The sequence below is a fragment of the Pseudogulbenkiania sp. MAI-1 genome (assembly GCF_000527175.1).
Classification (GTDB): Bacteria; Pseudomonadota; Gammaproteobacteria; order Burkholderiales; family Chromobacteriaceae; genus Pseudogulbenkiania.
The window spans coordinates 4251456-4272403 of sequence record NZ_AZUR01000001.1 but is presented as its reverse complement, the minus strand read 5'-3'; the positions used below and the strand labels follow the sequence as shown (position 1 = coordinate 4272403).

Sequence of the window (20948 nt, the reverse complement as noted above, 5' to 3'; positions counted from 1 at the left end):
ACCACATATTGCCATCGGCATAACCCTGCTAGATAATCCTGGCCCTCGCTTTTGTCATATTTTATTGCCCTGCAATATCACAATCAGACTCCCATGACCTTTCACCCCCTCCTCGCCAGCTTCGCCGCCGCCTTTACCCAGGACCAGCGCCTCCTCACCCTGCAACTGGGCGACGGCGTACGCTGGGGCGAGACGCTGCTGCCGCTCGCCGTGCACGGCGAGGAGGCGGTGTCCGACAGCTACCGCTACCGCGTCGAGTGCCTGTCGCCCGATGCCGGCCTCGAACTCAAGGGCCTGCTCGGCGTGCCGGTGCGGCTGGGCATCGCTGGGGCGGATGGGGCCGAGCAGGTGCGCTGCGGCGTGGTCAGCGCCGCCGAGACGGCGGGCAGCGACGGCGGCTTCGCCCGGTACGCGCTCACCGTCGAGCCGCCGTTCGCGCTCCTGCGCCTGCGCAAGACGTCGCGCGTGTTCCAGGACCTCTCGGTGCCCGACATCCTGCGCCAGGTGTTCGCCGAGCACGCCGCCGCCAACCCGGTGTTCGCGGCGGTGCAGAGCCTGGATTTTTCATTGGCGGGCGAGCTGCCGCCCCGCAGCTACTGCCTGCAGTACCGCGAATCCGACTTCGATTTCATAGTCCGCCTGCTGCACGAAGAAGGGCTCAGTTGGCGGTTCAACTTCCTGGATGACGACCTACCTCAGGTCCAGCTCATCGCCTTCGACGACCCCTACTCGCTGCCGCCCGCTGGCGTCGAACGGGTGCACTTCCACCGCAGTGACGCCACCGAAGCCGAAGACGGCCTCACCCGCTGGGACAGCACGCGCCAGATCGTCAGCGGCAGCGTGGCACTAGCGACCTTCGACTACCAGCCGGTGGCCACCGGCCATAGCGGCGATACCAGCGCCGTTGACCAAGGTACCGACGGCACCCGACTGCAGAGCAGCCTGCAGGACTACGACGTCCCCGGCCAGTACTACGCCGGCGACGCCGACCAGCTCGCCCACTACGCCCGGCTGCGCCAGCAGGCGCACGATGCGCAAGCCAAGCATTTCGACGGTGGCGGCAGCGTGCGCGGGCTGAGTGCCGGGCAGTGGTTCCGCCTCGACGACCACCCAGCGCACGAATGGGATAGCGCCGAACGGCGCGAATTCGTCGTCACGCGCCAGACCTTCACCGCCCGCAACAACCTGCCGGCCGAACTGGAACGGGCGCTGCCCGCCAGCCTGCGGCCAAGCTTGACCGCCGCCGGTGATGCCCCGGCGAACGACGTGCCATTTCTCACTCAATTCCAAGCCCAGCGTCGCGGCCTGCCACTCACCCCGGCCTACGCCGGCACGACGCTCGCCAAGCCCACCGCACGCGGCGCCCAGACCGCTACCGTGGTCGGGCCGGAGGGTGAAGAAGTTCACACCGACGCCCATGGCCGCATCAAGGTCCAGTTCCACTGGCAGCGTCCTGCCGAACATCCGACGATCGGCGCCAACTTCGACGATACCTCGAGCTGCTGGCTGCGCGTCGCCATGCCCTCGGCCGGGGCCGGCTGGGGGCATCAATTCATTCCCCGCATCGGCCAGGAAGTGCTGGTCGACTTCATCGAAGGCGATATCGACCGGCCGGTCATCACCGGCGTGCTGTACAACGGCAGCCACCCGCCGCCCGCCTTCAGCGGGGCCGGCAGCCTGCCGGCCAACAAGACCCTGTCCGGCATCAAGTCGAAAGAACACCAGGGCGGGCGGTACAACGAACTCTTGTTCGACGACACCCCCGGTGAAGTGCGGGCCAAGCTCTCGTCCGAGCACGGCAAGACCCAACTCAACCAGGGCTACCTCACCCACCCGCGCACCGACGGCAAAGCCACGCCGCGCGGCGACGGCTTCGAACTCAGAACCGACCGCCACGGCGCGATCCGCGCCGGGCACGGCCTGCTGCTGAGCACCGAAGCGCAGAACGGTGCAGCTGGCAAGCAACTGGCGCGCGACGGCGCGCAAAGCCAGCTCGATGCGGCGTTAAGCCTGAGCCAGTCTCTCGGCGAAACCGCCACCGCCCAGCTGGCCGACAGCGTCGAAACCGGTCCGGAGACCATCCAGCCGGACAACGCCAAAGGGGCCAAGAAGACCGACGGCCACCTACAGCACCACGTCGCGGCGCTGAAGGCGTGGGAGGCAGGTACCAATACCGATAAGGATGGCAAAACCGCCAACGACTCATTCCCTCGCGACGCTTCGCTACCTCGCTCGGTCACCGGCCAGCAGCCGCTGATGATCCTCTCTGCCCCCGCCGGCCTCGCCGCGGCGACCGACAACAGCCTCACCCTGGCCGCCGGGACGAATATCGACCAGGTTGCCCAGCGCGATACGAATCAAACCTCGGGCCGGCGCTGGCTGCACAACGTCGGCCAGCACATCAGCCTGTTTGTGTCGGGGGTGAAGGACTCCGTCAGCCTGAAATTGATCGCGGCGAAGGGCAAGGTGCAGGTCCAGGCGCAGAGCGGGGAGATGGAGCTGACGGCGGACAAGGACGTGGCCATCACCTCCTGCAAGGGCAAGGTGGTGATCAGCGCCAAGCAGGAGATTCTGCTCGCCAGCGGCGGCGGTTACATCCGGCTCTCCGGCGGCAACATCGACATCCACTGTCCCGGCACGGTAAGCGTGAAGGGGGCGGAGCATGTGGTGGAGGGGCCGGCGAGCATGCACGTAGCCGCGCCAGCGATGCCAGTACCCAAAGAGGATGTCCGTTACAGCCAAAAACTGGATTGGTCCGATTACCCTGCTTCCTGGTTACCATTTCCAGGAGCATACGAAGCACGCAGCCTTACCGAGAGCCAGCGACATTCTATTTTACGCGCCCGCCCCGCGCTGAGCGAAACGCCAAGCCTGACCGCCAAGCAGGCAGACAAGGTCACTCATATGCCGGCATTGGGCACGCAATGGCATATGGAGGACGAAGTCGTGGATTGGAGTGCAGTACAACAGGAAAGTGAAGATGAGCCCAATTCCCTCTGACGTTTACATTGCCAAAGAAGGCGACACGCTGAGCGGCATTGCCAAGAAAACCGGCCAGTCACTTGGCAGTCTGATCCGCCTGAACGGCATCAAGAACCCGAACAAGATTGAAGTCGGCCAGGCGATCTATTTGAGTGAGCGAGCCGCTTTCTCGGTTCAGGCCCTGTTTCTGGATGCGTTACGCCACCCCATCGAAAACCTGGCCTACCGCCTGGTGATCGATGGCAAGGCTCACCAAGGTAAAACCCAGGCCAATGGCCTGACCGAGCAGAAAGTCAGCCGGGACGCTCGATCCAAGGTCGAAATCCATAGCAAGGACTATCTGGGCAACTGGCAGCATCTGGGCAGCACGATCTCCGACTACGGCCAGAAACTGATCACGCTCGTCAGCCCCTATGTGTCGTTCAAGGACCAGTTGGAGCCTCACCCACCGGAAGCGCCAACCACTCCCCAACCCACTGGGCAACCGGACAAGCCGAAAGCGACGCAGCCACCGCTGCCCCAAAAGCCCGCCGGCCCGCCCAGCAAAAATAACCCCAGCGTGCGCCCGCACAAGACCAAGGGCAAGCACGGTGAGTCGGTGATCAAGATCGGCATCGACCTGCCTAAGGACTTGTTGAAGTACATGCAGGCGTATGAGGACAAGCCGATCACAGAAAAAGATTGGGCAGACTATGCCTACGACCTTAAATGCGAAGTCAACGTGCTCAAGGCCATCGGCCAGAAGGAAAGCAAGGGCAGCGCGTTCTGGCGGCTGCAGGATGGGCAGGGGGCGCATGTGCCCGCCATCCTGTACGAGCGGCATTTCTTCCGCAGGCTCACCAAGGGGCGCTACGACCAGAGCCACCCCGATCTTTCCGGTCCCTTTGGTAAAGCATACGGCCCGCACTCGAAACAATACCTGCGCCTGCTCAACGCCTACCGGCTGGACCCCGATGCCGCCTTGATGAGTGCCTCCTGGGGGATGTTCCAGATATTGGGCGCGAATTATATGTATTGTGGCTACAAGGATGTTCGACCGTTTGTTGAAAAAATGTGCAAAAACGAGCAAGGACAGTTGGACATATTGGCGAGATTTATCCGCAACAAACCGTCGGCGTGGAAAGACCCGAAGAACAAGGCTTTGGGAAAGAGAACGTCGCTATGGGATGCGGTCAAAACCAAGGATTGGTCCGCCATCGCTTTTAACTTCAATGGGCCGGATTACCGAACCAATCATTACGACACCGAACTAAAGGCTATCTATGAAAAACTGTGCGATCGCACTGCTTAACGCAATGGCATTGAGTTATAGCCTTGATGTGCAAGCGGAACTGCTCGTTAATCAAGTAAAGTATGAGGAAAGTATTATAGAGGTAGCCCCCGGGAGATACCGGGTAGAGAGCTTCTACAAGAAATGGGAGGAGGCTATTCGGCGCAATATCGCCGCCATCAATGAAGGTATTGCCCCTGACGTATCCGGAGGTAGAGACTCCGCCCGCGTCCTCTGGAATGGCGAGGAATATTATGCGTGGGCGGAGCAATATCATTCTGCCGAGCAAGACAGGCAGATTGAAAAAAATGTTCGCCTGAAAGTACGCCTCCCACCCCCCCTTCCTGGCGGCGGTGTCTGCGCCGTCTTCCTGCACGACAAGAGTCTGAACCCGATTACTTCGCTCAAGATTGATCTGCCCGAGAACAACCATGGCACGTGGTGTAACGGCACCTATGGCCTTGGTAGCGCCGGCAAGGGAGTGGATGGCTTGCTGGTATCGATCAGTTATTACCTGACTGGCGAGAAGCCCGCACAGCGCCCGCAGGACATTGGCGAAGGCTGGCGTTATATGACGGTGCTGCTGCGTCTGGAAAAAACCGCTGACGGCAAGGTGCGCCTGGTACAGGACGATCGCTGCCTGGGCAATCCCAATCGCTACGAAGACATTCCAACGGCGCGCAAGAGACTGTCAATCTGCATCAAATCCAGTTTGCAAGTTCAGTAGCCTCACCGTTCTATACAAGCGGCATCTTTTTCGCAGGCTGACCCAGGGGCGCTACGACCGGCACCACCCCGATCTTTCCGGTCCCTTTGGCAGAGGATACGGCCCGCATTCGAAAACGGCCCGGCTTACCGGCCCAGACATTACGACACCGAACTGAAGGCTATCTATGAAAAATTGTGTAAGAACTCTGCTTAATGCCGCAATATTAACTTGCAGCTTCAGCGCGCATGCGGAATTGTCCGTTGATAAGCGCTATAACGGCGAGAGCAAGAATGTCGGTGAGCTAAAGGCAGAGGGATGGCATCGCGTGGAAAATTTCATTGAGCGCTGGGAAGATGCTGTTCGGCGCAATATCGCCGCCATCAATGAAGGTATTGCCCCTGATGTGTCCGGAAGCAGAGACGCCGCCCGCGTCCTCTGGAATGGCGAGGAATATTATGCGTGGCTGAAGGAATATACTTCATCTGAGCAAGACAGAGAATACGATCGCGCCATCGCTGCTAAAAGAAAATCCCGCGCCCTTCCTGGCGGCGGCGTCTGTGCCGTCTTTCTGCACGACAAGAATCTGAACCCGGTGACCTCGCTCAAGATTGACCTGCCCGAGAACAACCACGGTACCTGGTGCAACGGCACCTATGGCCTTGGTAGCGCCGGCAAGGGGGTGGATGGCTTGCTGGTATCGATCAGCTACTACCTGACTGGCGAGAAGCCCGCGCAGCGCCCGCAGGACATTGGCGAAGGCTGGCGTTATATGACGGTGCTGCTGCGCCTGGACAAATCCGCCGACGGGAAGGTGCGCCTGGTACAGGACGATCGCTGCCTGGGCAATCCCAATCGCTACGAGGACATTCCGACGGCGCGCAAGGCACTGGCGAAGTGCAAGGATATGAATAATGGCTGGATCATGATCGAGAATCGCTAAGTGACGCTCCTAAGTGGAGGCTCGCAAATACAAGGCGGTTTCATCGCCGGGCCGTCCACCGAAAAAGAAGAAATCCTGGAAGCACTTCCAATTGACGAAATCACCGAACGGTGGAGAAGCAAGCATGGGTAAGGCCATGCCATGCGGCTGTACGCACACGCCGGACAAAGTAGCCGCCCCCGCTGGGCAAAGGCAGTTTTGTAACGATTCCCACCAGCGCGATCCGCGCACCAGTTCAATGGAGATTGCCGACATCCCCTGGCCTGCTATCACCGACACGCTGCGGCCGGGGGCAGATGGGTTTTGAGGCAGGATGATGCTACCCGTCAAAACCGGCCACGGACCAGCTTGTAAAGACGGCCACGCAACGCCTCGCTCCACTGTGCCCATCCCGGTTCCTGTGGGTCTGCAGCACTACAACCTGCCTCGGCCCGCTCGCCCACGGGAACAGGTGCCAGGCAAGGTTCACAATGAGTCGTTCGAGAGAGTGTCGGCGCGGACCGGTTCCGCGCCTTTTTTTCGTCCCGGCGCGGGGACGCGCGCACCAGCGCGGCGCGTCAGGACAGCATCAGGCTCAGCCGGCGCGCCTGCTCCAGCGCCTGGTCGCCGTGATGGCATTCGTCTTCCCACACCCACACGCCGTGCACCCGGTCCAGCGTCTCCACCAGCCAGATGCGTCCGCCGCTGCCCAGCGCCACCAGCCGCGCCCGGGCCGGGCGGCAGTAGTTGAACATCACCAGCTCACTGGTGGTGCCGCCGGTGTCCTCCTTGGCTTTCGACTTGAACATATCGACTCCCAGAATTACGATCCGACTGTATACAATGCAAACCTCATGCCAGCTTCCTACACCTTTTGACAGTCCTGGAGCCAACACCTAGCATGAATCCTGAGCCTCAAGAACAGCACAAGAACGGCGGCGGCCAGCCCCGCTCAGCCGTCCTCCCCGGAGGGACCACCAGCATGCACATCCGTGACGCCCGGCTCGCCGACCTGCCGCAGATTCTCGCCATCTACAACGACGTCATCGCCACCTCGACGGCGGTGTACTGCGACCAGCCCAGCACGCTGGCAGAGCGCCAAGCCTGGTTCGAGGGCCGCCGCGTGCAGGGCTACCCGGTGCTGGTGGCCGAGTACGGCGAGGAGGTGGTCGGCTTCGCCAGCTTCGGCGACTTCCGTGGCTTTCCCGGCTTCCGCTACACCGTGGAACACAGCGTGCACATCCATCGCGACCATCGCGGGCGTGGCATCGGCGAGCTCCTGCTGCTGGCGCTGATCCCGCGCGCCGTGGCGCTGGACAAGCACGTGATGGTGGGCGCCGTGGACGCCGCCAACGCCGGTTCCATCCGGTTTCACGAACGGCTGGGCTTCACCCAGGTCGGCCACATGCCGCAGGTCGGCTACAAGTTCGGGCACTGGCTCGACCTGGTGCTGCTGCAGCGCTACCTCGACGCCCCGGACAGCCCGCGCGACTGAACTCGCTGCCCGTAAAAACGAAACCGGCCAAACGGCCGGTTTCTTTATTGATACGAAGGGGATACCGCTCAGGCTTCCTGCAACAGCGCCTGACGGCGCTTGAGCAGCGGCGGCACCACCAGGATGGCCACCGTGGTCAGCAGGATGACCAGCGAGATCGGATGGGTCACGAACACCGTCAGGTCACCCTGGCTGATCGACATGGCGCGGCGGAAGTGCTTCTCCGCCATCGGCCCGACGATCAGGCCCACCACCAGCGGCACCACCGGGAAGTCGAAGCGCCGCATCAGGAAACCCATCACCCCGATCAGGTACAGCAGCATCAGGTCGAACCAGCTCTGGCGCAGCGCATACGCCCCCATCGTCGCCAGCACCACGATGCCGCCGTACAACAGCGGGCGCGGCACCTTGAGGAACTGCACCCACAGCCCCACCAAGGGCAGGTTCAGCACCAACAGCATCACGTTGCCGATGTAGAGCGAGGCGATCAGGCCCCACACCAGTTCCGGGTTGGTGTCGAACAGCAGCGGACCCGGCACGATGTTGTACTGCTGGAACGCCGACAGCATGATCGCCGCGGTGGCCGAGGTCGGGATGCCCAGCGTCAACAGCGGCACCAGCGTGCCGGTCACGGCGGCGTTGTTGGCCGCTTCCGGGCCCGCCACGCCTTCGATCGCACCCTTGCCAAACTGCTTCTTGGTCTCGCCGTCGGCCAGCTTGCGCTCGGCCGAGTAGGACAGGAAGGTCGGCATCTCGGTGCCGCCGGCCGGCAGCGTGCCGAACGGGAAGCCGATGGCGGTACCGCGCAGCCACGGTTTCCACGAGCGTTTCCAGTCGTCCTTGGTCATCCAGAAGCGGCCCTTCATGCTTTCCAGCCCGATCTTGATCTTGTTCTCGTAGGTGGCGGTGTACAGCGTCTCGCCGATGGCGAACAGGCCCATCGCCACCACCACGATGTCGATACCGTCGATCAGCGGCAGCAGGCCGAAGGTGAAACGCGACTGGCCGGACTGGCTTTCGATGCCGATCAGACCCAGGCCCAGGCCCAGGAACAGGCTGGTAATGCCCTTGAGCGGCGAGTTGCCGAGCACCGCCGACACCGCGGCGAAGGTCATCAGCATCAGTGCGCAGGTTTCCACCGGGCCCAATTGCAGCGCAAAGTTGGCGATGACCGGCGCCAGCACCGTCAACAGCACGGTGGCGATGCTGCCGGCAACGAACGAACCGATGGCGGCGGTCGAGAGCGCCGGGCCGGCGCGACCGGCCTTGGCCATCTTGTTGCCTTCCAGCGCCGACACGATGGAGCCGGCTTCGCCCGGCGTGTTGAGCAGGATCGAGGTGGTCGAGCCGCCGAACATCGCGCCGTAGTACACCCCGGCCAGCATGATCAGCGCCCCGGTCGGGTCGACGCTTTGCGTCACCGGCAGCAACAGCGCCACGGTGACCGCCGGGCCGACCCCCGGCAGCACGCCGATGGCGGTGCCGAGTGTGCAGCCCAAGAGCGCCCACAGCAGGTTGGTCGGCGTCAGCGCGGTGGCAAAGCCCAGCGAAAACAGGGCGTTCAACGATTCCATTTACAGCACCCCCGCAATCAACGCCGGCAGGTTGAGGCCCAGCGTCTTGAACAGATGGAACAGCCCGAGGGCCAGCACGAAGGACAGACCCAGATCGAGCCACGGACGGCGGGTTTCCAGCCCGCGGCAGACGCCGAAGCACAGCAGCGTGCCCGCCAGCGTGAAGCCGACGATGCCGATCAGCGCCATGTGGCACAGCAGGCTGCCGCTGACGATGGCGAACATGCGCCAGTCGGCCTCGTGGTTCACGGCCTCCTCGGCTTCCAGTTCGTCACTGTCGCTCTCCCCCTCCTCGATGATGGTGTCCGGGCCGTTGCGGTGGCGGCGCTGCATCAGCAGCGCGCCCCCGGCGACGATCAGCCCGGTCACCACCAGCGACGGGAAGAAGCGCGGCCCGATGCCAGCGTAGCCGGCATCGACGGGAATATCGCTGATCTGCCAGGCCATGATCAGGCCGATCAGGATGATGCCGATGGCGAGCCACTGCTCGCCCGAGACGCGCCGGATCATGCTCAGTTACCCAGCTTCAGTTTCTTGACGATGGCGGCGGTGCGCTTCTGCTCGGCGTCGAGGAAGCTCTTGAAGCTGTCGCCGGTCTGCAGCATGTCCAGCCATTCGAACTTCTCGGCCTTGGCCTTCCAGGACGGGGCCTTGACGGCGGTTTCCACCATCTTGATCAGCGCGGCCTTCTGGGCGGCGTTGATGCCCGGCGCGCCGAACACACCGCGCCAGTTGTACACCACCACGTCCACGCCCTGCTCCTTCAGCGTCGGCACCGGGATGTCGGCCTGCTTCTTGTCGGCCGACAGCGCCAGCGCGCGCACCTTGCCGGCCTTGATCAGGTCGGCCAGTTCGCCATAGCCGCTGATGTAGGCGGCGATCTGGTTGCCGAGGATGGCGGCCTTGCCTTCACCGCCGCCGGCGAACGGGATGTAGTTGAGCTTGTCCGGATCGACGCCGACCTTCTCCGACATCAGCGCCGCCATGATGTGGTCGATGCCGCCGGCGGAGCCGCCGCCGATGCTGACCGCGCCCGGATTGGCCTTGTACGCGGCCATCAGGTCCTTCAGCGTCTTGTACGGGGACGAGGCCGACACCACCAGCACGTTGAATTCACCCATCAGGCGCGCCACCGGCGTCACCATGCCGAAATTGACCGGCGACTTGTTGGTTTCCAGCGCGCCGACGGTCACAGCACCGGCCACCAGCAGGGCATTGGGGTTGCCCTTTTCGTTGTTGACGAACTGCGCCATGCCGATGGCGCCGCCGGCGCCGGCCTTGTTCTCGACGACGACGCTCTTCACCTGGCCGGAGGCTTGCAGCGCCTCGCCCAGGGTGCGGGCCACGGTGTCGAAGCCGCCGCCCGGGTTGGCCGGAGCCATGATCTTGAATTGTTCCACTTCGGCCTGGGCGGCGAAGGGAGCCAGAGCCATCAGGCAGGTCACGAGCAAACGCGATAGTTTCATGGTGTTCTCTCCTGGGTAATGCATGTAGTTGGTAACGACAAAAAAACCGGGGTTTCGGCCAATCTGGGCCACGACCCCTCAGTTCAGCCCGATGGCCGGATAGCCGCCATAGGGCAAACCGTTGGCCGGCATATGCCACACCTTGTGATGGCGATGCCGGCGAAAATCTTCTTCTGCGGTGTCCGGGGCATCGGCGCAATGCCGACGTCCGGCCGCCTCCTCCTTATTCGATGTTCAGTCCCGGCTGTCCCGCCCGGCGATGTCGCGCCAGCGTTTCAGGAACAGGCTCTTCTTGGCGGTATCGAGGTACACCAGCAAACCGGTGCCCACCTTGATCGGCCTGAGCGCCGGCGACGCCGGGTCCAGCACCATCTGCCCCAGCCGGCGCGGCAGACCGTTGCGGATCGGCGGCAGCCGCGCGTCGGCCGCCAGCACCGTCTGTCCCTCGCGCGACAGCACGAAATCGGTCCACAACCGTGCCGCGTTGGGGTGCGGCGCGGCGCGGCTGATCAGCGTCAGCCTGGTGACCACCAGCGCGTAGTCCTCCGGCACCCGCCAGCCCAGCCGCTCGTTCCAGCGCGCCGTCTCCGCGGCGTAGGCGCCCAGCACGTTGTAGGCCAGCTGCGCCTCGCCCGACTGCAGGCGCTGGAGCATGGCGCGGCTGGTGCCCTCCAGGTACGGCGCATGGTCGAACAGCACGCGCGCCAGGTCCCAGAACTCCGGGTTGTGGTAGGCATCCTGCGACAGGAACAGGTAGCCGGCGCCGGAGCTTTCCACGTCGTAGGTGGCGATCTTCCAGCTACCCTGCCGCGCCGCCAGCTGCCGCCGCAGCTCGGCATGCGTGCGCGGCGCCTGCTTATCGTCCAGCACGCGCCGGTCCCAGGCGAACACCAGCGGCTCGAAGGTGGTGCCGTAGACCTCGTCGCGCCATTGCGCCCAGTCCGGCAAGGCCGCCCGCTCGACCGAAGGGTAAGGCTGGGCGTAGCCGTCGTTGACCAGCTTCACCTGCAGGTCCATCGCCGAACTCCACGCCACATCCGCCTGTCCCTGGCCCCGATCCGCTTCGCCGCGCAGCCGGTGGAACAGCTCGGCGCTGGTCAGCTCGTGATAGCGCACGTCCAGAAACGGGTAGCGCGATCGGAACCGCGCCAGCAAGGCCTTGACCGATTGCGCATCGGTGGTAGCGTAGATCTCCAGCCGCTTCTCCCGCCGGGCTTCTTCCACCAGCTTGGCATAGGCCGTGGGGTAGCCTGGCGGCAGGTCGACGGCCAGCGCCGGCCGGCACACCGCCATCAACGCCAGGAAAATGCTCAGGACGAACAGGCTACGCATCGCGGCATTACAGGTTAGACTGACATGGACGCATTCTAGGAGCGTCAACCTTTCAAATCGCTTTCAGGCAAAAAATTCCATGCGCTTGTTACTTGTCGAGGACAATCGCGAGCTGGCCGACTGGCTCAGCCGCGCCCTCTCCGCCTCCGGCCACGCCGTCGACGTGGCGCGCGATGGCGTGGAGGCGGACCAGTTGTTGTGCTCCGAGCCCTACGCACTGGTGATACTGGACATCGGCCTGCCGCGGCTGGACGGCTTCGAGGTGCTGCGCCGGCTACGACGGCGCGGCAACCGCGTGCCGGTGCTGGTGCTGACGGCACAGGCCGGGGTGGACGATCGCGTGCACGGGCTGGACCTCGGGGCCGACGACTACCTGGGCAAACCGTTCGAGCTGTCGGAGCTGGAAGCGCGCACGCGCGCCCTGCTGCGCCGCTCGCAGGGGCGCGACTCCGGCCCGCTGATCTGCGGCCCGCTGCAGTTCGACCCGGAAACGCGGCGCTTCGAACTCGGCGGCGCCATGCTGACGCTGACCCCGCGCGAGATGGCGGTGCTGGAAGTGCTGATGTACCGCCAGGGCAAGCCGGTCGGCAAGGAAACGCTGGCCGAGCAGGTGATGCGGCTGGACGAGGACCTGAGCGCCGACGCTATGGAAATCTACGTGCACCGGCTGCGCAAGAAGCTGGCCGGCAGCGGCGTGCGCATCGTCACGCTGCGCGGCCTGGGCTACCTGCTGGACGAGGAACATGCCGAGTAGGGACGGCGGCGAAGCCGCCCCAGCGGCCACCGCCGCGGCAGCGCCGGCACGCGCCGGCAAAGGCGCCAGCCTGCTGCGCCAGCTGCTGGCCTGGATCGTGCTGCCGCTGGTGCCGCTGGTCGGCATCAATGCCTGGCTCTCCAGCCAGCACGCGCGGGAATCGGCCAACCAGGCGTTCGACCGCACGCTGCAGGCGTCGGCGCGCAGCATCGCCGACCGCATCAGCGTGGAAAACGGCGAGCTGGCGGTGGACATCCCGGTGGCGGCGCTGGAGATGTTCGACCCGCACTTCCAGGACCGGGTGTTCTACCGCATCGGCTTCGTCGGCGGCACCACCGTCACCGGCAACGCCGACCTGCCACGGCCGCCGCGCGCCCCCGCCCCGCGTGAAACGCTGTTCTACGACACCCGCTACCAGGGCGAGGCGGTGCGCGCCGCCGCCTACGCCTTTCCGCTCTACTACGCCGGCGCCAACCGCCTGCTGCTGGTGCAGGTGGGGGAAACCACGCTGTCGCGCCAGGCGCTGGCCGGCCAGCTGCAACGCGAGACGGTGCAGCAGCAGATCCTGCTCACCGCCGTGGTGATGCTGTTCGCCAGCATCGGCGTGCGCCGCGTGCTGCGTCCGCTGGACCGGGTCGGCCAGACCCTGACCCAGCGCGCCGGCGATCCGACGCTGCAGCTCGACGAAAAGGCGGTGCAGCGCGAGCTCAAGCCACTGGTACGGGCGCTCAACGGCGCGCTCTCCCAGCTGGAACAGCAGCTGGCGATCCGCCAGCGCTTCATCGCCGACGCCGCCCACCAGTTGCGCACCCCGCTCACCCTGCTGAAAATGCAGGCCGAGATGACGCTGCGCCAGGACGACCCGGCGGCACGCCAGGCCGGCCTCACCGCGCTGGTGGCCGCCACCAACCAGACCATCCGGCTCGCCAACCAGCTGCTGACGCTGTCGCGCGCCGAGCCGGGGGTGGCCCAGCACGAGCCGCAGCGCGCGCTCGATCTGGCGGCGATGGCGCGCGACATCGCCATGGAGTTCGTCACCCCGGCGCTCGCCAAGGCGCTGGACATCGGCTACGAGGGCGCGGACAGCGCCATGATCGTCGGCCAGCCGGTGCTGCTGCGCGAGCTGCTGTCCAACCTGGTCGACAACGCGGTGCGCTACACCCCGGCCGGCGGCATGGTGACGGTGACGGTCAGCCAGGCGGCGCAGCGGGTGGAGCTGTCGGTGAGCGACAGCGGGCCGGGAATTCCCGCCGTGGAGCGGGAGCGGGTGTTCGAACGCTTCTACCGCGGTGAATCGGCTCGCGGCGACGGCTGCGGGCTGGGGCTGGCCATCGTCGAGGAGATCGCCCACCTGCACCGGGCGGACATCGCGCTGGAGGACGTCGCCGGCGGCGGGCTGCGGGTGCGGGTCGGCTTTCCGGTCCGCTCCTGACGGACGGAAAACAAAAAAAGCGCCGCGGATGATCCGCGGCGCTTTCTTGTTTGGTTGTTGCACTGTCGGTTGCAGCGCTTCCTTGTAGTTTCTCCACTCCTGAGTACGACTTAGCGCACTTCGGCTACGATATCCTTACTAAAGACTTTTTCGCAATACTTACATTTCATTTTGGTGTCGTTCTTCACGGTTCTGACGTAAAAAAAGCTCATAACCGGCTCTTTATGCGAAATGCAATTGGAGTTCGGGCAGGAGAAGATCCCTTCGATCGCTTCCGGCAGCTCCAGCTTGTGCTTCTTCACCACCTCGAAGTTGGAGATCACGTTGACCGTGGCCTTGGGTGCGAACAGCGCCAGTTCGTTGGCCTGCTCCTCGGTCAGCGCGATGTTCTCGACCTTGACCACATCCTTGCTGCCCATGTGGCGGCTCGACAGGTTGAGACCGACGGTAACGCGCTCGCCGGTTTCCACCAGCTGGAACAGGCGCAGGATCTTGAGGCCCTGACCGGCCGGGATGTGGTCGATCACGGTGCCCTCCTTGAGGGCTTCTACGTTGCGGGTGTATTGCATCTGACTGTCTCCTTGATCCGACTCACACCATCTCGTTCAGCACCAGCGCCAACAGCGCCTGGCGGGCGAACACGCCGTTCTTCGCCTGCTCGAAGTAGTAGGCATGCGGCGTGGCGTCCACCGCCACCTCGATCTCGTCCACGCGCGGCAGCGGGTGCATCACTTTCATGTTGGGGCGGGCGTGGTTCAGCATCTCGGCCTTGAGGATGTACTGCCCCTGGATCTTCTTGAACTCGGCCTCGTCGAAGCGCTCGCGCTGCACCCGCGTCATGTACAGGATGTCGACCTGCGGGATCACCTCTTCCAGCGATCCGGCCAGGGTGTAGGAGATGCCGCGCTCGTCCAACTCCTCGCAGATGTAGTCCGGCATCGCCAGCACTTCCGGCGCCACGAAGTAGAAATGGCAGTTGAACAGCGACAGCGCCTGCGTCAGCGAGTGCACGGTGCGGCCGTACTTGAGGTCGCCGACGAAGGCCAGCGACAGGTTTTCCAGCCGGCCCTGCGATTCCTTGATGGTGAACAGGTCGAGCAGCGTCTGCGACGGATGCTGGTTGGCGCCGTCGCCGCCGTTGATCACCGGCACCGCCGAGAACTCGCTGGCCAGGCGCGCCGCCCCCTCCTTGGGATGGCGCATCACCACCGCGTCGGTATAGGAGCTGATGATGCGGATGGTGTCGGCCAGCGTCTCGCCCTTCTTGGCCGAGGTGTTGGCGCCGTCGGAGAAGCCGATCACGGTGCCGCCCAGGCGCTGGATCGAGGTCTCGAACGACAGCCGGGTACGGGTGGACGGCTCGAAGAAGCAGCTGGCCACCACCTTGCCCGCGAGCAGGTCGTTCCGCGGCGCGGCCTTGAGGCGACCGGCGGTTTCCACCACCAGCTCGAGTTCCTCGCGCGTGAAATCGGGAATGGAGATGATGTGCTTCCGATACAGTGGATTGGCCATGGTGCGGGTTCCTCGCGGTGTGATTCCAGTTACAGAGCAAACCTGCCGGTTGCGGCTGACGGGCAGCTTTGCTCTGGAAGCGGCAAAACGGGTCTCTCACAGATAAAAAAAAGCTCCTGACGGCTCAGGAGCTGTTTTTCGGCAATGCGGTTCGTTCGCCTTCCCCGGCTTGCGCCAACACGTCTTCCCCGCCCTTCTGGGCGGCTGCGGCATCGCAGAGCAGGAAGCGCAGGCAGGACATCGGGGCCCTCCGAACAAAACCGCCGAATTATATGCCGAAACCGGCCGGCTGATAAGAACCCCTTCGTCGAACGGGTGACCCCGGCCGGGAGCACGGTCGCCGCCGGAGCGGCGCCGTGTCCGTTCCGGTGCCAGCTTAGAGTCGGAAATTGCCCACCAGTTTCTCGAGGCTGGCCGAAAGCTCGTGCAGCCGCTCGACCGCGGTCGAGACCTCCTGCACTACCTGGCGGTTGGACTGCGCCATGGCGCTGATCTGTTCGACGTTGCGCGCGATCTCGGCGCTGGCCGAGGACTGCTCGCGGGTGGCGGCGGCGATGTCGACGATGTTGCCGACCAGTTGCTGGCTGCAGTGGTAGACCTGCTGCATGCTGCCGTCGGCGGCCTCGGCGATGCTCACGCTGCTGACCGCGCGCTCGCGGCTGCCGTCCACCTCGCGCACCGCGTCGCGCGTCTCCTTGCCGATGGCCTCGACGATGCGGCCGATCTCCAGCGTCGCCTCGGCGGTGCGCCCGGCCAGGTTGCGCACCTCGTCCGCCACCACGGCGAAACCGCGCCCCTGTTCGCCGGCGCGCGCCGCCTCGATCGCGGCGTTGAGCGCCAGCAGATTGGTCTGGTCGGCGATGTCGCGGATCACCCGCACGATGCTGCTGACCTCCTCCGAGCGGGTGCCCAGCGCGCCCATGCGCTCGGCCAGCGCGTGCATGTCGCCGGTCATCGAGTGGATCTCGGCCGCCACGCGCTTGACCGTGGCCACGCTCTGGTCGGTGATGGCGCCGGTCTGACGCGCCAGTTCCTCGGCCTGGCCGGCCGAGTCGGCGATGTGCTGCACGCTGGTGCTGACCTGTTCCACCCCGGCGGCGGTGGCGCTGGCGGTGTCCGACTGCGCCGCCGAGGCCTGCTCCACCTGGGCGGCCGAGGCCGTCAGCCGCGCCGCCGCCTCGGCCACCGCGTGGCTCTGCTCGCGCACGCCGACGAACATGCCGTGCAGGCTGTCGATGAACCGGTTGAAGGCGGTGGCGGTGCGGCCAATCTCGTCGCGGTTGGCGATGGCGATGCGCACGGTCAGGTCGCCCTGGCCGGACGCCAGCTGTTCCATGGTGTCGGCCAGCTGGTTGAGCGGACGGGTCAGCGCGCCGACCACCAGCGCCAGGATGACGATGATGGCGACGAGCGCCACCACGCCGATCAGGATCGCGCTGTTGCGCAGCTTGACCGCCGGCTCGGTGATGGCGGTGCTGGGAATGCTGACGCCGAGCGACCAGTACTGGCCGGTATCGCCGATCTTGACCGGAAAGAAGAAGTGGGTGAAACCGTCGGCCTCGAACACGAAGTTCTCGCCCTGGCGGATCTGCAGCAGCTTCTCGCCCAGCGCCTCGTCCTTGCCGACAGGCTGGCCCACCTTGGCCGGATCGGGGTTGGCCACGTACATGCCGCCCTCCGACACCAGCCGCACGTAGCCGGTCTGGTACAGCCGGATGAAGCCGTAGCGCTGCTGCAGCGCGTCGAGCGCCAGGTCGGCGGCGGAGACGCCGAGGAACTTGCCGTCTTGATCCTTGATCATCGTCACCAGCGAGCTCTCCAGCACCTTCTTGCCCTGCACCTCGTAGAAGAACGGTTCGGTGATGGTGTCGCGGCCGCGCTGCTTGGGCACGTAGTAGTAATCGCCCCAGCCCGGTTTCTCATAATCCGGCTGGTAGCTCTGCGGGTTGTCCTTGTACTGCGGGAAGGCCTTCACCCGCTCGCTGTCCAACATCACGTCCATCTTGGCGTGGCCGGACGCGTCACGCGTCACGTAGGGGGTGTAGCGGCCAGTGGGGTCATGACGCGGCCAGTCGAGGCGATAGGCGTCGTCGCGGCCGTCCATGGCGTTGGGCTCCCACAGCATCCACAGCCCGATGTTCTGCGGCGAGTGGTCGAGCATCGTGACGATCATGGCATCGACCACCTTGCGCTCGGGCGGCGCCGTCTTTTTCAGCCCCATCACCGCCTCGGCCAAGTGATGCGGCAGGGCCATGTTCTGCCCCAGTTCGGCCTCGACCTGACGCGCGTAGCCCTGCGCCTGCTCCGACGCCAGCTGGTAACCCTGCTCCAAGGCGCTGTCGTAGCTGATCTTGGCGATCAGCCCCACCATCACGGCAAAGCCCAGCGCCACCGACAAGCCGCCGACCAGGGTGATCTTGCGACTCAGTTTTCCCCACGTTTCCCTTGTTCTCATGATGCGGATTTCCCCCCTGCTTGTTGTGACGAGCCTGTGACCAACTCTAGTGATTGTCGCTTATCTGTTTCGCATCGATTTTTTCAAAAACACGCAAAAAATACGCCTTATTCTCACTATTTCCTATCAAAACTATCGTACTGGAAAAAGCATTTCTGCCCCATGGTTCGGCGACGCCGATCGTATCGTCATGCCATAATCACTGTAGAATGGAAGCGACATCCCATTGTGGTTTTTTGCCATGATCAAGTGCATCGACATCTCCGACCTGAAACCGGGCATGTACATCCATGATCTGAACTGCGACTGGATGAGCCACCCCTTTCTGCGCAACCGATTCGTCATCACCAGCGAGGACGAAATCGACAAGATCCGGGATGCCGGCATTCATCAGCTCTACATCGATACCGACAAGGGGCTGGACGTCGCGCACGCACCGAGCGCCGGCGAAGTCGAACAGCAGATGGAACAGGAACTGCGCGCCCTGGCGGCACGCGAGACCCAGCCACCGCGCAAGGTGGAAGCGGCCGAGGAATTCGGTCAGGCACGCCACATCCATGCCGAGGCACACCAGATCATCCAGCACGTAATGCAGGACGTGCGCCTGGGGCGGCAGGTGGAACTGGAACGGGTGGAGCCGGTGGTGGAAAGGATGACCGCCTCCATCCTGCGCAACAACGATGCTCTGCTGGCGCTGTGCCGCATCAAGAACAAGGACAATTACACCTTCCTGCATTCGGTTAGCGTCGGCGCGTTGATGGTGAGCTTCTGTCATGCCATGAAGCGAGGCCAGAACACCCTCCTCCACGCCGGCATCGGCGGCATGCTGCACGACATCGGCAAGATGCGGATTCCCGACGCCATCCTCAACAAGCCGGCCAAACTGACTGAGACGGAATTTGCCGTGATGAAATGCCACGTGCAGGAAAGCGAAAAGATCCTGCGGCTGACACCGGGCGTCTCGGCCACCGCGATCGAGGTGGCGGCACAGCACCACGAGCGCCACGACGGCAGCGGCTACCCGCGCGGGCTGAAGGGCAGCGAGATTTCGGAACTGGGTCAGATGGCGGCCATCGTCGACGTCTACGACGCCCTCACCTCCGACCGCTGCTACCACCGCGGCATGACGCCGACCGATGCCTTGCGCAAGATCTACGAATGGTCGAAGTTCCACTTCAACCCGGCGCTGGTGCAGGCCTTCCTGCGCTGCACCGGCATCTACCCGGTCGGCACGCTGGTGCGCCTGGAAAGCGGCAAGCTGGCCGTGGTGGTGGAACAGAGCGAAAGCAATATGCTCACCCCCAAGGTCAAGGCCTTCTTCAGCCTCAAGAGCAAAAGCTACATCGTGCCGCAGCTGATCGACCTGGCGCGCGGGCTGGGCCAGGGCGGAGGCGACCGCATCGTGCGCCACGAGTCGCCTGAGCAATGGCGGGTCGACCCGCTGCGCTTTCTATGAGGCACAGCGGCACGCTCAGGGCGTCGGGTACTTCAACGCGTTCTTGACCAGCTTGTCGCGCACCGCCGCGTCGAGGTCGACGCCGGTGACGCTGGCCAGCCGCACCAGGTACATCAGCACGTCGGCCATCTCCTCCTGCAGATGGGTGAAACGTGCCGGGTCCTCGGCCAGACAGGCCGCTTCGTCGTCGGTCAGCCACTGGAAGATTTCCGCGAGTTCGCCGACTTCGCCGGTCAGCGCCAGCACCAGATTGCGCGGGGTGTGGTAGCGCGGCCAGTGGCGCTCGTCGGCGAAGCGTTCCAGGGCGGCGGCAAGGCCGGTGCTGTCGATCAGGGAAACGGGGGCGGTCATGCGATGGCTTTCTCGTTGCGGGGTCAGGGATGGAGAGAATGTTTCACGTGAAACGCCGACAAAACTCTGCCCCGTCGTGACGGGGCAGAGTGGCTGGCGTCTGCCATACAGCTTACTGCAGCAGACCCTCCTCGCGCAGCGCCTGCTGCACCGCCGGACGCGCGGCCATGCGCGCCATGAAGTCCTGCAGCGCCGGCCACTTGTCGAGCGGCAGCTTGTGGTAGTGCGTCCAGTTGAGGATGGTGTACAGGTAGGCGTCCGCCACGCTGAAGTCGCCCATCAGGTAATCCCGCTCCGCGAGCTGCGGAGCGATCCAGTCGAGGCGCCGGCTGATGCGCGCCCAGGCGGCCTCGCGCATGTCGTCCCGCGCCGATGGATCCCACATCGGGCCGAATCCCTTGTGCAATTCGGCGGAGATGAAGTTCAGCCACTCCTGCAGCCGGTAGCGTTCCAGCGTGCCGTTGGGCGGCGCCAGCCGCATTTCGGGCGCCTGGTCGGCGATGAACTGCAGAATGGCGGCGCATTCGGTCAGCACATCGCCGTGGTCGAACTCGAGCGCCGGCACGTAGCCCTTGGGGTTGATCATGGTGTAATCGGCACCGCCTTCGGTGCGATGCGGCGTCTCGCGCAGGTCGACCCCCTCGGTATCGAACGGCAAACCGGCTTCATGCAGTGCGATATGGGGCGCCAGCGAGCAGGCGCCGGGGGCAAGATAGAGCTTCATGATGCATCCTCCACTGATGGTGACGGGACAGCACCGGCAGCTTGGCCCAAAATCTTGCTGGCAACAATCTCCTGCGTATTACGGCGGTCTTGCGGTACAGCCTGTCGTTACAACTCCTCGTGAATCCAGGCCCAGGCGGCCGGGGTTTCCTCACGCGGGAAGTAACGCACCGACGCCAGCGTGAACGGACGCACCAGCTTCACCATCCATTCCTGCCACTTCTCGTCGCCGACCACGGCGATGCGTTCGAAATCGGTATAGTGGCGCGTGCCGAACACCATATCATCCCATGCCGCGTGCAAGTCCCAGCCGTGGAAATCGTCGAACTGGGCATAGAGCCGTACCTTGCGCCCATCCTTGAGCGCCGCCTGCACCAACGGCTCCAGCGTGCGGTAGTCGGCGTCGTGCAGCGTGCCGCGCAGCTTGATGGCCACCACCTTGGGCGAGGGACTCGTCAACGTATCGATCATCGTCGTCTCCTTACACCATGCCCTACTTTCAGTATGGCTCGCCCGGC

The 20948-nt window shown here is 64.3% G+C and carries 19 protein-coding genes; 8 read left to right on the top strand and 11 right to left on the bottom strand.

Annotated features, from left to right (window positions below):
• Positions 1–93 precede the first annotated feature (93 nt).
• From PSEMAI1_RS0120105 to PSEMAI1_RS21940, 4 genes are all read left to right on the top strand, one after another.
• On the top strand, positions 94–3000 hold the full coding sequence (locus PSEMAI1_RS0120105) for a type VI secretion system Vgr family protein (RefSeq protein ID WP_024304596.1): 2907 nt from the start codon (positions 94–96) through the stop codon (positions 2998–3000).
• Positions 2981–4273, top strand: a complete 1293-nt coding sequence (locus PSEMAI1_RS20785) for an N-acetylmuramidase domain-containing protein (protein WP_024304595.1) — start codon at positions 2981–2983, stop codon at positions 4271–4273. The genes PSEMAI1_RS0120105 and PSEMAI1_RS20785 overlap by 20 nt, the downstream gene beginning before the upstream one ends.
• The gene (locus PSEMAI1_RS21945; protein WP_156943175.1) at positions 4245–4979 is read left to right on the top strand and encodes a hypothetical protein; all 735 of its coding nucleotides are present in this window, start codon (positions 4245–4247) and stop codon (positions 4977–4979) included. The genes PSEMAI1_RS20785 and PSEMAI1_RS21945 overlap by 29 nt, the downstream gene beginning before the upstream one ends.
• A gap of 307 nt (positions 4980–5286) precedes the next feature.
• On the top strand, positions 5287–5901 hold the full coding sequence (locus tag PSEMAI1_RS21940) for a hypothetical protein (protein WP_156943174.1): 615 nt from the start codon (positions 5287–5289) through the stop codon (positions 5899–5901).
• Between the two features lie 557 nt (positions 5902–6458).
• On the opposite strand, the gene PSEMAI1_RS0120080 is transcribed toward PSEMAI1_RS21940, so the two are convergent.
• Positions 6459–6689, bottom strand: a complete 231-nt coding sequence (locus tag PSEMAI1_RS0120080) for a hypothetical protein (RefSeq protein ID WP_024304591.1) — start codon at positions 6687–6689, stop codon at positions 6459–6461.
• Positions 6690–6862: 173 nt separating this feature from the next.
• Here PSEMAI1_RS0120080 and PSEMAI1_RS0120075 point away from each other — a divergent pair, with 173 nt between their 5' ends.
• Entirely contained in the window at positions 6863–7375 is a 513-nt protein-coding gene (locus tag PSEMAI1_RS0120075; RefSeq protein ID WP_024304590.1) for a GNAT family N-acetyltransferase, read from the top strand.
• A gap of 68 nt (positions 7376–7443) precedes the next feature.
• On the opposite strand, the gene PSEMAI1_RS0120070 is transcribed toward PSEMAI1_RS0120075, so the two are convergent.
• From PSEMAI1_RS0120070 to PSEMAI1_RS0120055, 4 genes are all read right to left on the bottom strand, one after another.
• Positions 7444–8949 (bottom strand): tripartite tricarboxylate transporter permease, encoded by a 1506-nt coding sequence (locus tag PSEMAI1_RS0120070; RefSeq protein ID WP_024304589.1) that lies wholly within the window; start codon positions 8947–8949, stop codon positions 7444–7446.
• On the bottom strand, positions 8950–9459 hold the full coding sequence (locus tag PSEMAI1_RS0120065; protein ID WP_024304588.1) for a tripartite tricarboxylate transporter TctB family protein: 510 nt from the start codon (positions 9457–9459) through the stop codon (positions 8950–8952). It lies immediately after the preceding gene.
• A 2-nt stretch (positions 9460–9461) separates the two neighbouring features.
• Positions 9462–10415: a tripartite tricarboxylate transporter substrate binding protein gene (locus tag PSEMAI1_RS0120060; RefSeq protein ID WP_024304587.1), complete on the bottom strand. Its 954-nt coding sequence runs from the start codon at positions 10413–10415 to the stop codon at positions 9462–9464.
• A gap of 234 nt (positions 10416–10649) precedes the next feature.
• Positions 10650–11747, bottom strand: a complete 1098-nt coding sequence (locus PSEMAI1_RS0120055; protein WP_024304586.1) for an ABC transporter substrate-binding protein — start codon at positions 11745–11747, stop codon at positions 10650–10652.
• 79 nt (positions 11748–11826) lie between these two features.
• On the opposite strand from PSEMAI1_RS0120055, the gene PSEMAI1_RS0120050 reads away from it, so the two are divergent.
• Positions 11827–12501: a response regulator gene (locus PSEMAI1_RS0120050; RefSeq protein WP_024304585.1), complete on the top strand. Its 675-nt coding sequence runs from the start codon at positions 11827–11829 to the stop codon at positions 12499–12501.
• On the top strand, positions 12491–13933 hold the full coding sequence (locus PSEMAI1_RS0120045) for a sensor histidine kinase (protein WP_024304584.1): 1443 nt from the start codon (positions 12491–12493) through the stop codon (positions 13931–13933). Before PSEMAI1_RS0120050 ends, PSEMAI1_RS0120045 begins: the two co-directional genes overlap by 11 nt.
• 110 nt (positions 13934–14043) lie before the next feature.
• Here the strand turns inward: PSEMAI1_RS0120045 and pyrI are convergent, their stop codons facing one another.
• The 3 genes from pyrI to PSEMAI1_RS0120025 all read right to left on the bottom strand — a co-directional run bounded on the left by pyrI (position 14044) and on the right by PSEMAI1_RS0120025 (position 17900).
• On the bottom strand, positions 14044–14502 hold the full coding sequence (gene pyrI, locus PSEMAI1_RS0120040; protein ID WP_024304583.1) for an aspartate carbamoyltransferase regulatory subunit: 459 nt from the start codon (positions 14500–14502) through the stop codon (positions 14044–14046).
• Positions 14503–14524: 22 nt separating this feature from the next.
• Positions 14525–15445: an aspartate carbamoyltransferase gene (pyrB, locus tag PSEMAI1_RS0120035; protein WP_024304582.1), complete on the bottom strand. Its 921-nt coding sequence runs from the start codon at positions 15443–15445 to the stop codon at positions 14525–14527.
• A 376-nt stretch (positions 15446–15821) separates the two neighbouring features.
• On the bottom strand, positions 15822–17900 hold the full coding sequence (locus PSEMAI1_RS0120025; RefSeq protein WP_024304581.1) for a methyl-accepting chemotaxis protein: 2079 nt from the start codon (positions 17898–17900) through the stop codon (positions 15822–15824).
• A 241-nt stretch (positions 17901–18141) separates the two neighbouring features.
• On the opposite strand from PSEMAI1_RS0120025, the gene PSEMAI1_RS0120020 reads away from it, so the two are divergent.
• Positions 18142–19356: an HD-GYP domain-containing protein gene (locus PSEMAI1_RS0120020; RefSeq protein WP_024304580.1), complete on the top strand. Its 1215-nt coding sequence runs from the start codon at positions 18142–18144 to the stop codon at positions 19354–19356.
• Positions 19357–19371: 15 nt separating this feature from the next.
• On the opposite strand, the gene PSEMAI1_RS0120015 is transcribed toward PSEMAI1_RS0120020, so the two are convergent.
• The 3 genes from PSEMAI1_RS0120015 to PSEMAI1_RS0120005 all read right to left on the bottom strand — a co-directional run bounded on the left by PSEMAI1_RS0120015 (position 19372) and on the right by PSEMAI1_RS0120005 (position 20901).
• Positions 19372–19707, bottom strand: a complete 336-nt coding sequence (locus tag PSEMAI1_RS0120015) for a nucleotide pyrophosphohydrolase (protein ID WP_024304579.1) — start codon at positions 19705–19707, stop codon at positions 19372–19374.
• 112 nt (positions 19708–19819) lie between these two features.
• Complete coding sequence (gene gstA / locus PSEMAI1_RS0120010) at positions 19820–20431, bottom strand: glutathione transferase GstA (RefSeq protein ID WP_024304578.1); 612 nt, start codon at positions 20429–20431, stop codon at positions 19820–19822.
• A 107-nt stretch (positions 20432–20538) separates the two neighbouring features.
• Positions 20539–20901 (bottom strand): STAS/SEC14 domain-containing protein, encoded by a 363-nt coding sequence (locus PSEMAI1_RS0120005; protein WP_024304577.1) that lies wholly within the window; start codon positions 20899–20901, stop codon positions 20539–20541.
• Positions 20902–20948 lie beyond the last annotated feature (47 nt).

Bases quoted from the DNA above. Each gene is read 5' to 3' on its own strand.
- PSEMAI1_RS0120050 (WP_024304585.1), top strand. From the start codon at position 11,827: ATGCGCTTGTTACTTGTCGAGGACAATCGCGAGCTGGCCGACTGGCTC.
- PSEMAI1_RS0120105 (WP_024304596.1), top strand. From the start codon at position 94: ATGACCTTTCACCCCCTCCTCGCCAGCTTCGCCGCCGCCTTTACCCAG.
- PSEMAI1_RS0120015 (WP_024304579.1), bottom strand. From the start codon at position 19,707: ATGACCGCCCCCGTTTCCCTGATCGACAGCACCGGCCTTGCCGCCGCC.
- PSEMAI1_RS0120060 (WP_024304587.1), bottom strand. From the start codon at position 10,415: ATGAAACTATCGCGTTTGCTCGTGACCTGCCTGATGGCTCTGGCTCCC.
- PSEMAI1_RS0120025 (WP_024304581.1), bottom strand. From the start codon at position 17,900: ATGAGAACAAGGGAAACGTGGGGAAAACTGAGTCGCAAGATCACCCTG.
- PSEMAI1_RS0120005 (WP_024304577.1), bottom strand. From the start codon at position 20,901: ATGATCGATACGTTGACGAGTCCCTCGCCCAAGGTGGTGGCCATCAAG.
- PSEMAI1_RS0120045 (WP_024304584.1), top strand. From the start codon at position 12,491: ATGCCGAGTAGGGACGGCGGCGAAGCCGCCCCAGCGGCCACCGCCGCG.
- PSEMAI1_RS0120020 (WP_024304580.1), top strand. From the start codon at position 18,142: ATGATCAAGTGCATCGACATCTCCGACCTGAAACCGGGCATGTACATC.
- PSEMAI1_RS20785 (WP_024304595.1), top strand. From the start codon at position 2,981: ATGAGCCCAATTCCCTCTGACGTTTACATTGCCAAAGAAGGCGACACG.
- PSEMAI1_RS0120075 (WP_024304590.1), top strand. From the start codon at position 6,863: ATGCACATCCGTGACGCCCGGCTCGCCGACCTGCCGCAGATTCTCGCC.
- PSEMAI1_RS0120070 (WP_024304589.1), bottom strand. From the start codon at position 8,949: ATGGAATCGTTGAACGCCCTGTTTTCGCTGGGCTTTGCCACCGCGCTG.
- pyrI (WP_024304583.1), bottom strand. From the start codon at position 14,502: ATGCAATACACCCGCAACGTAGAAGCCCTCAAGGAGGGCACCGTGATC.
- PSEMAI1_RS0120055 (WP_024304586.1), bottom strand. From the start codon at position 11,747: ATGCGTAGCCTGTTCGTCCTGAGCATTTTCCTGGCGTTGATGGCGGTG.
- gstA (WP_024304578.1), bottom strand. From the start codon at position 20,431: ATGAAGCTCTATCTTGCCCCCGGCGCCTGCTCGCTGGCGCCCCATATC.
- PSEMAI1_RS0120080 (WP_024304591.1), bottom strand. From the start codon at position 6,689: ATGTTCAAGTCGAAAGCCAAGGAGGACACCGGCGGCACCACCAGTGAG.
- pyrB (WP_024304582.1), bottom strand. From the start codon at position 15,445: ATGGCCAATCCACTGTATCGGAAGCACATCATCTCCATTCCCGATTTC.
- PSEMAI1_RS21945 (WP_156943175.1), top strand. From the start codon at position 4,245: ATGAAAAACTGTGCGATCGCACTGCTTAACGCAATGGCATTGAGTTAT.
- PSEMAI1_RS0120065 (WP_024304588.1), bottom strand. From the start codon at position 9,459: ATGATCCGGCGCGTCTCGGGCGAGCAGTGGCTCGCCATCGGCATCATC.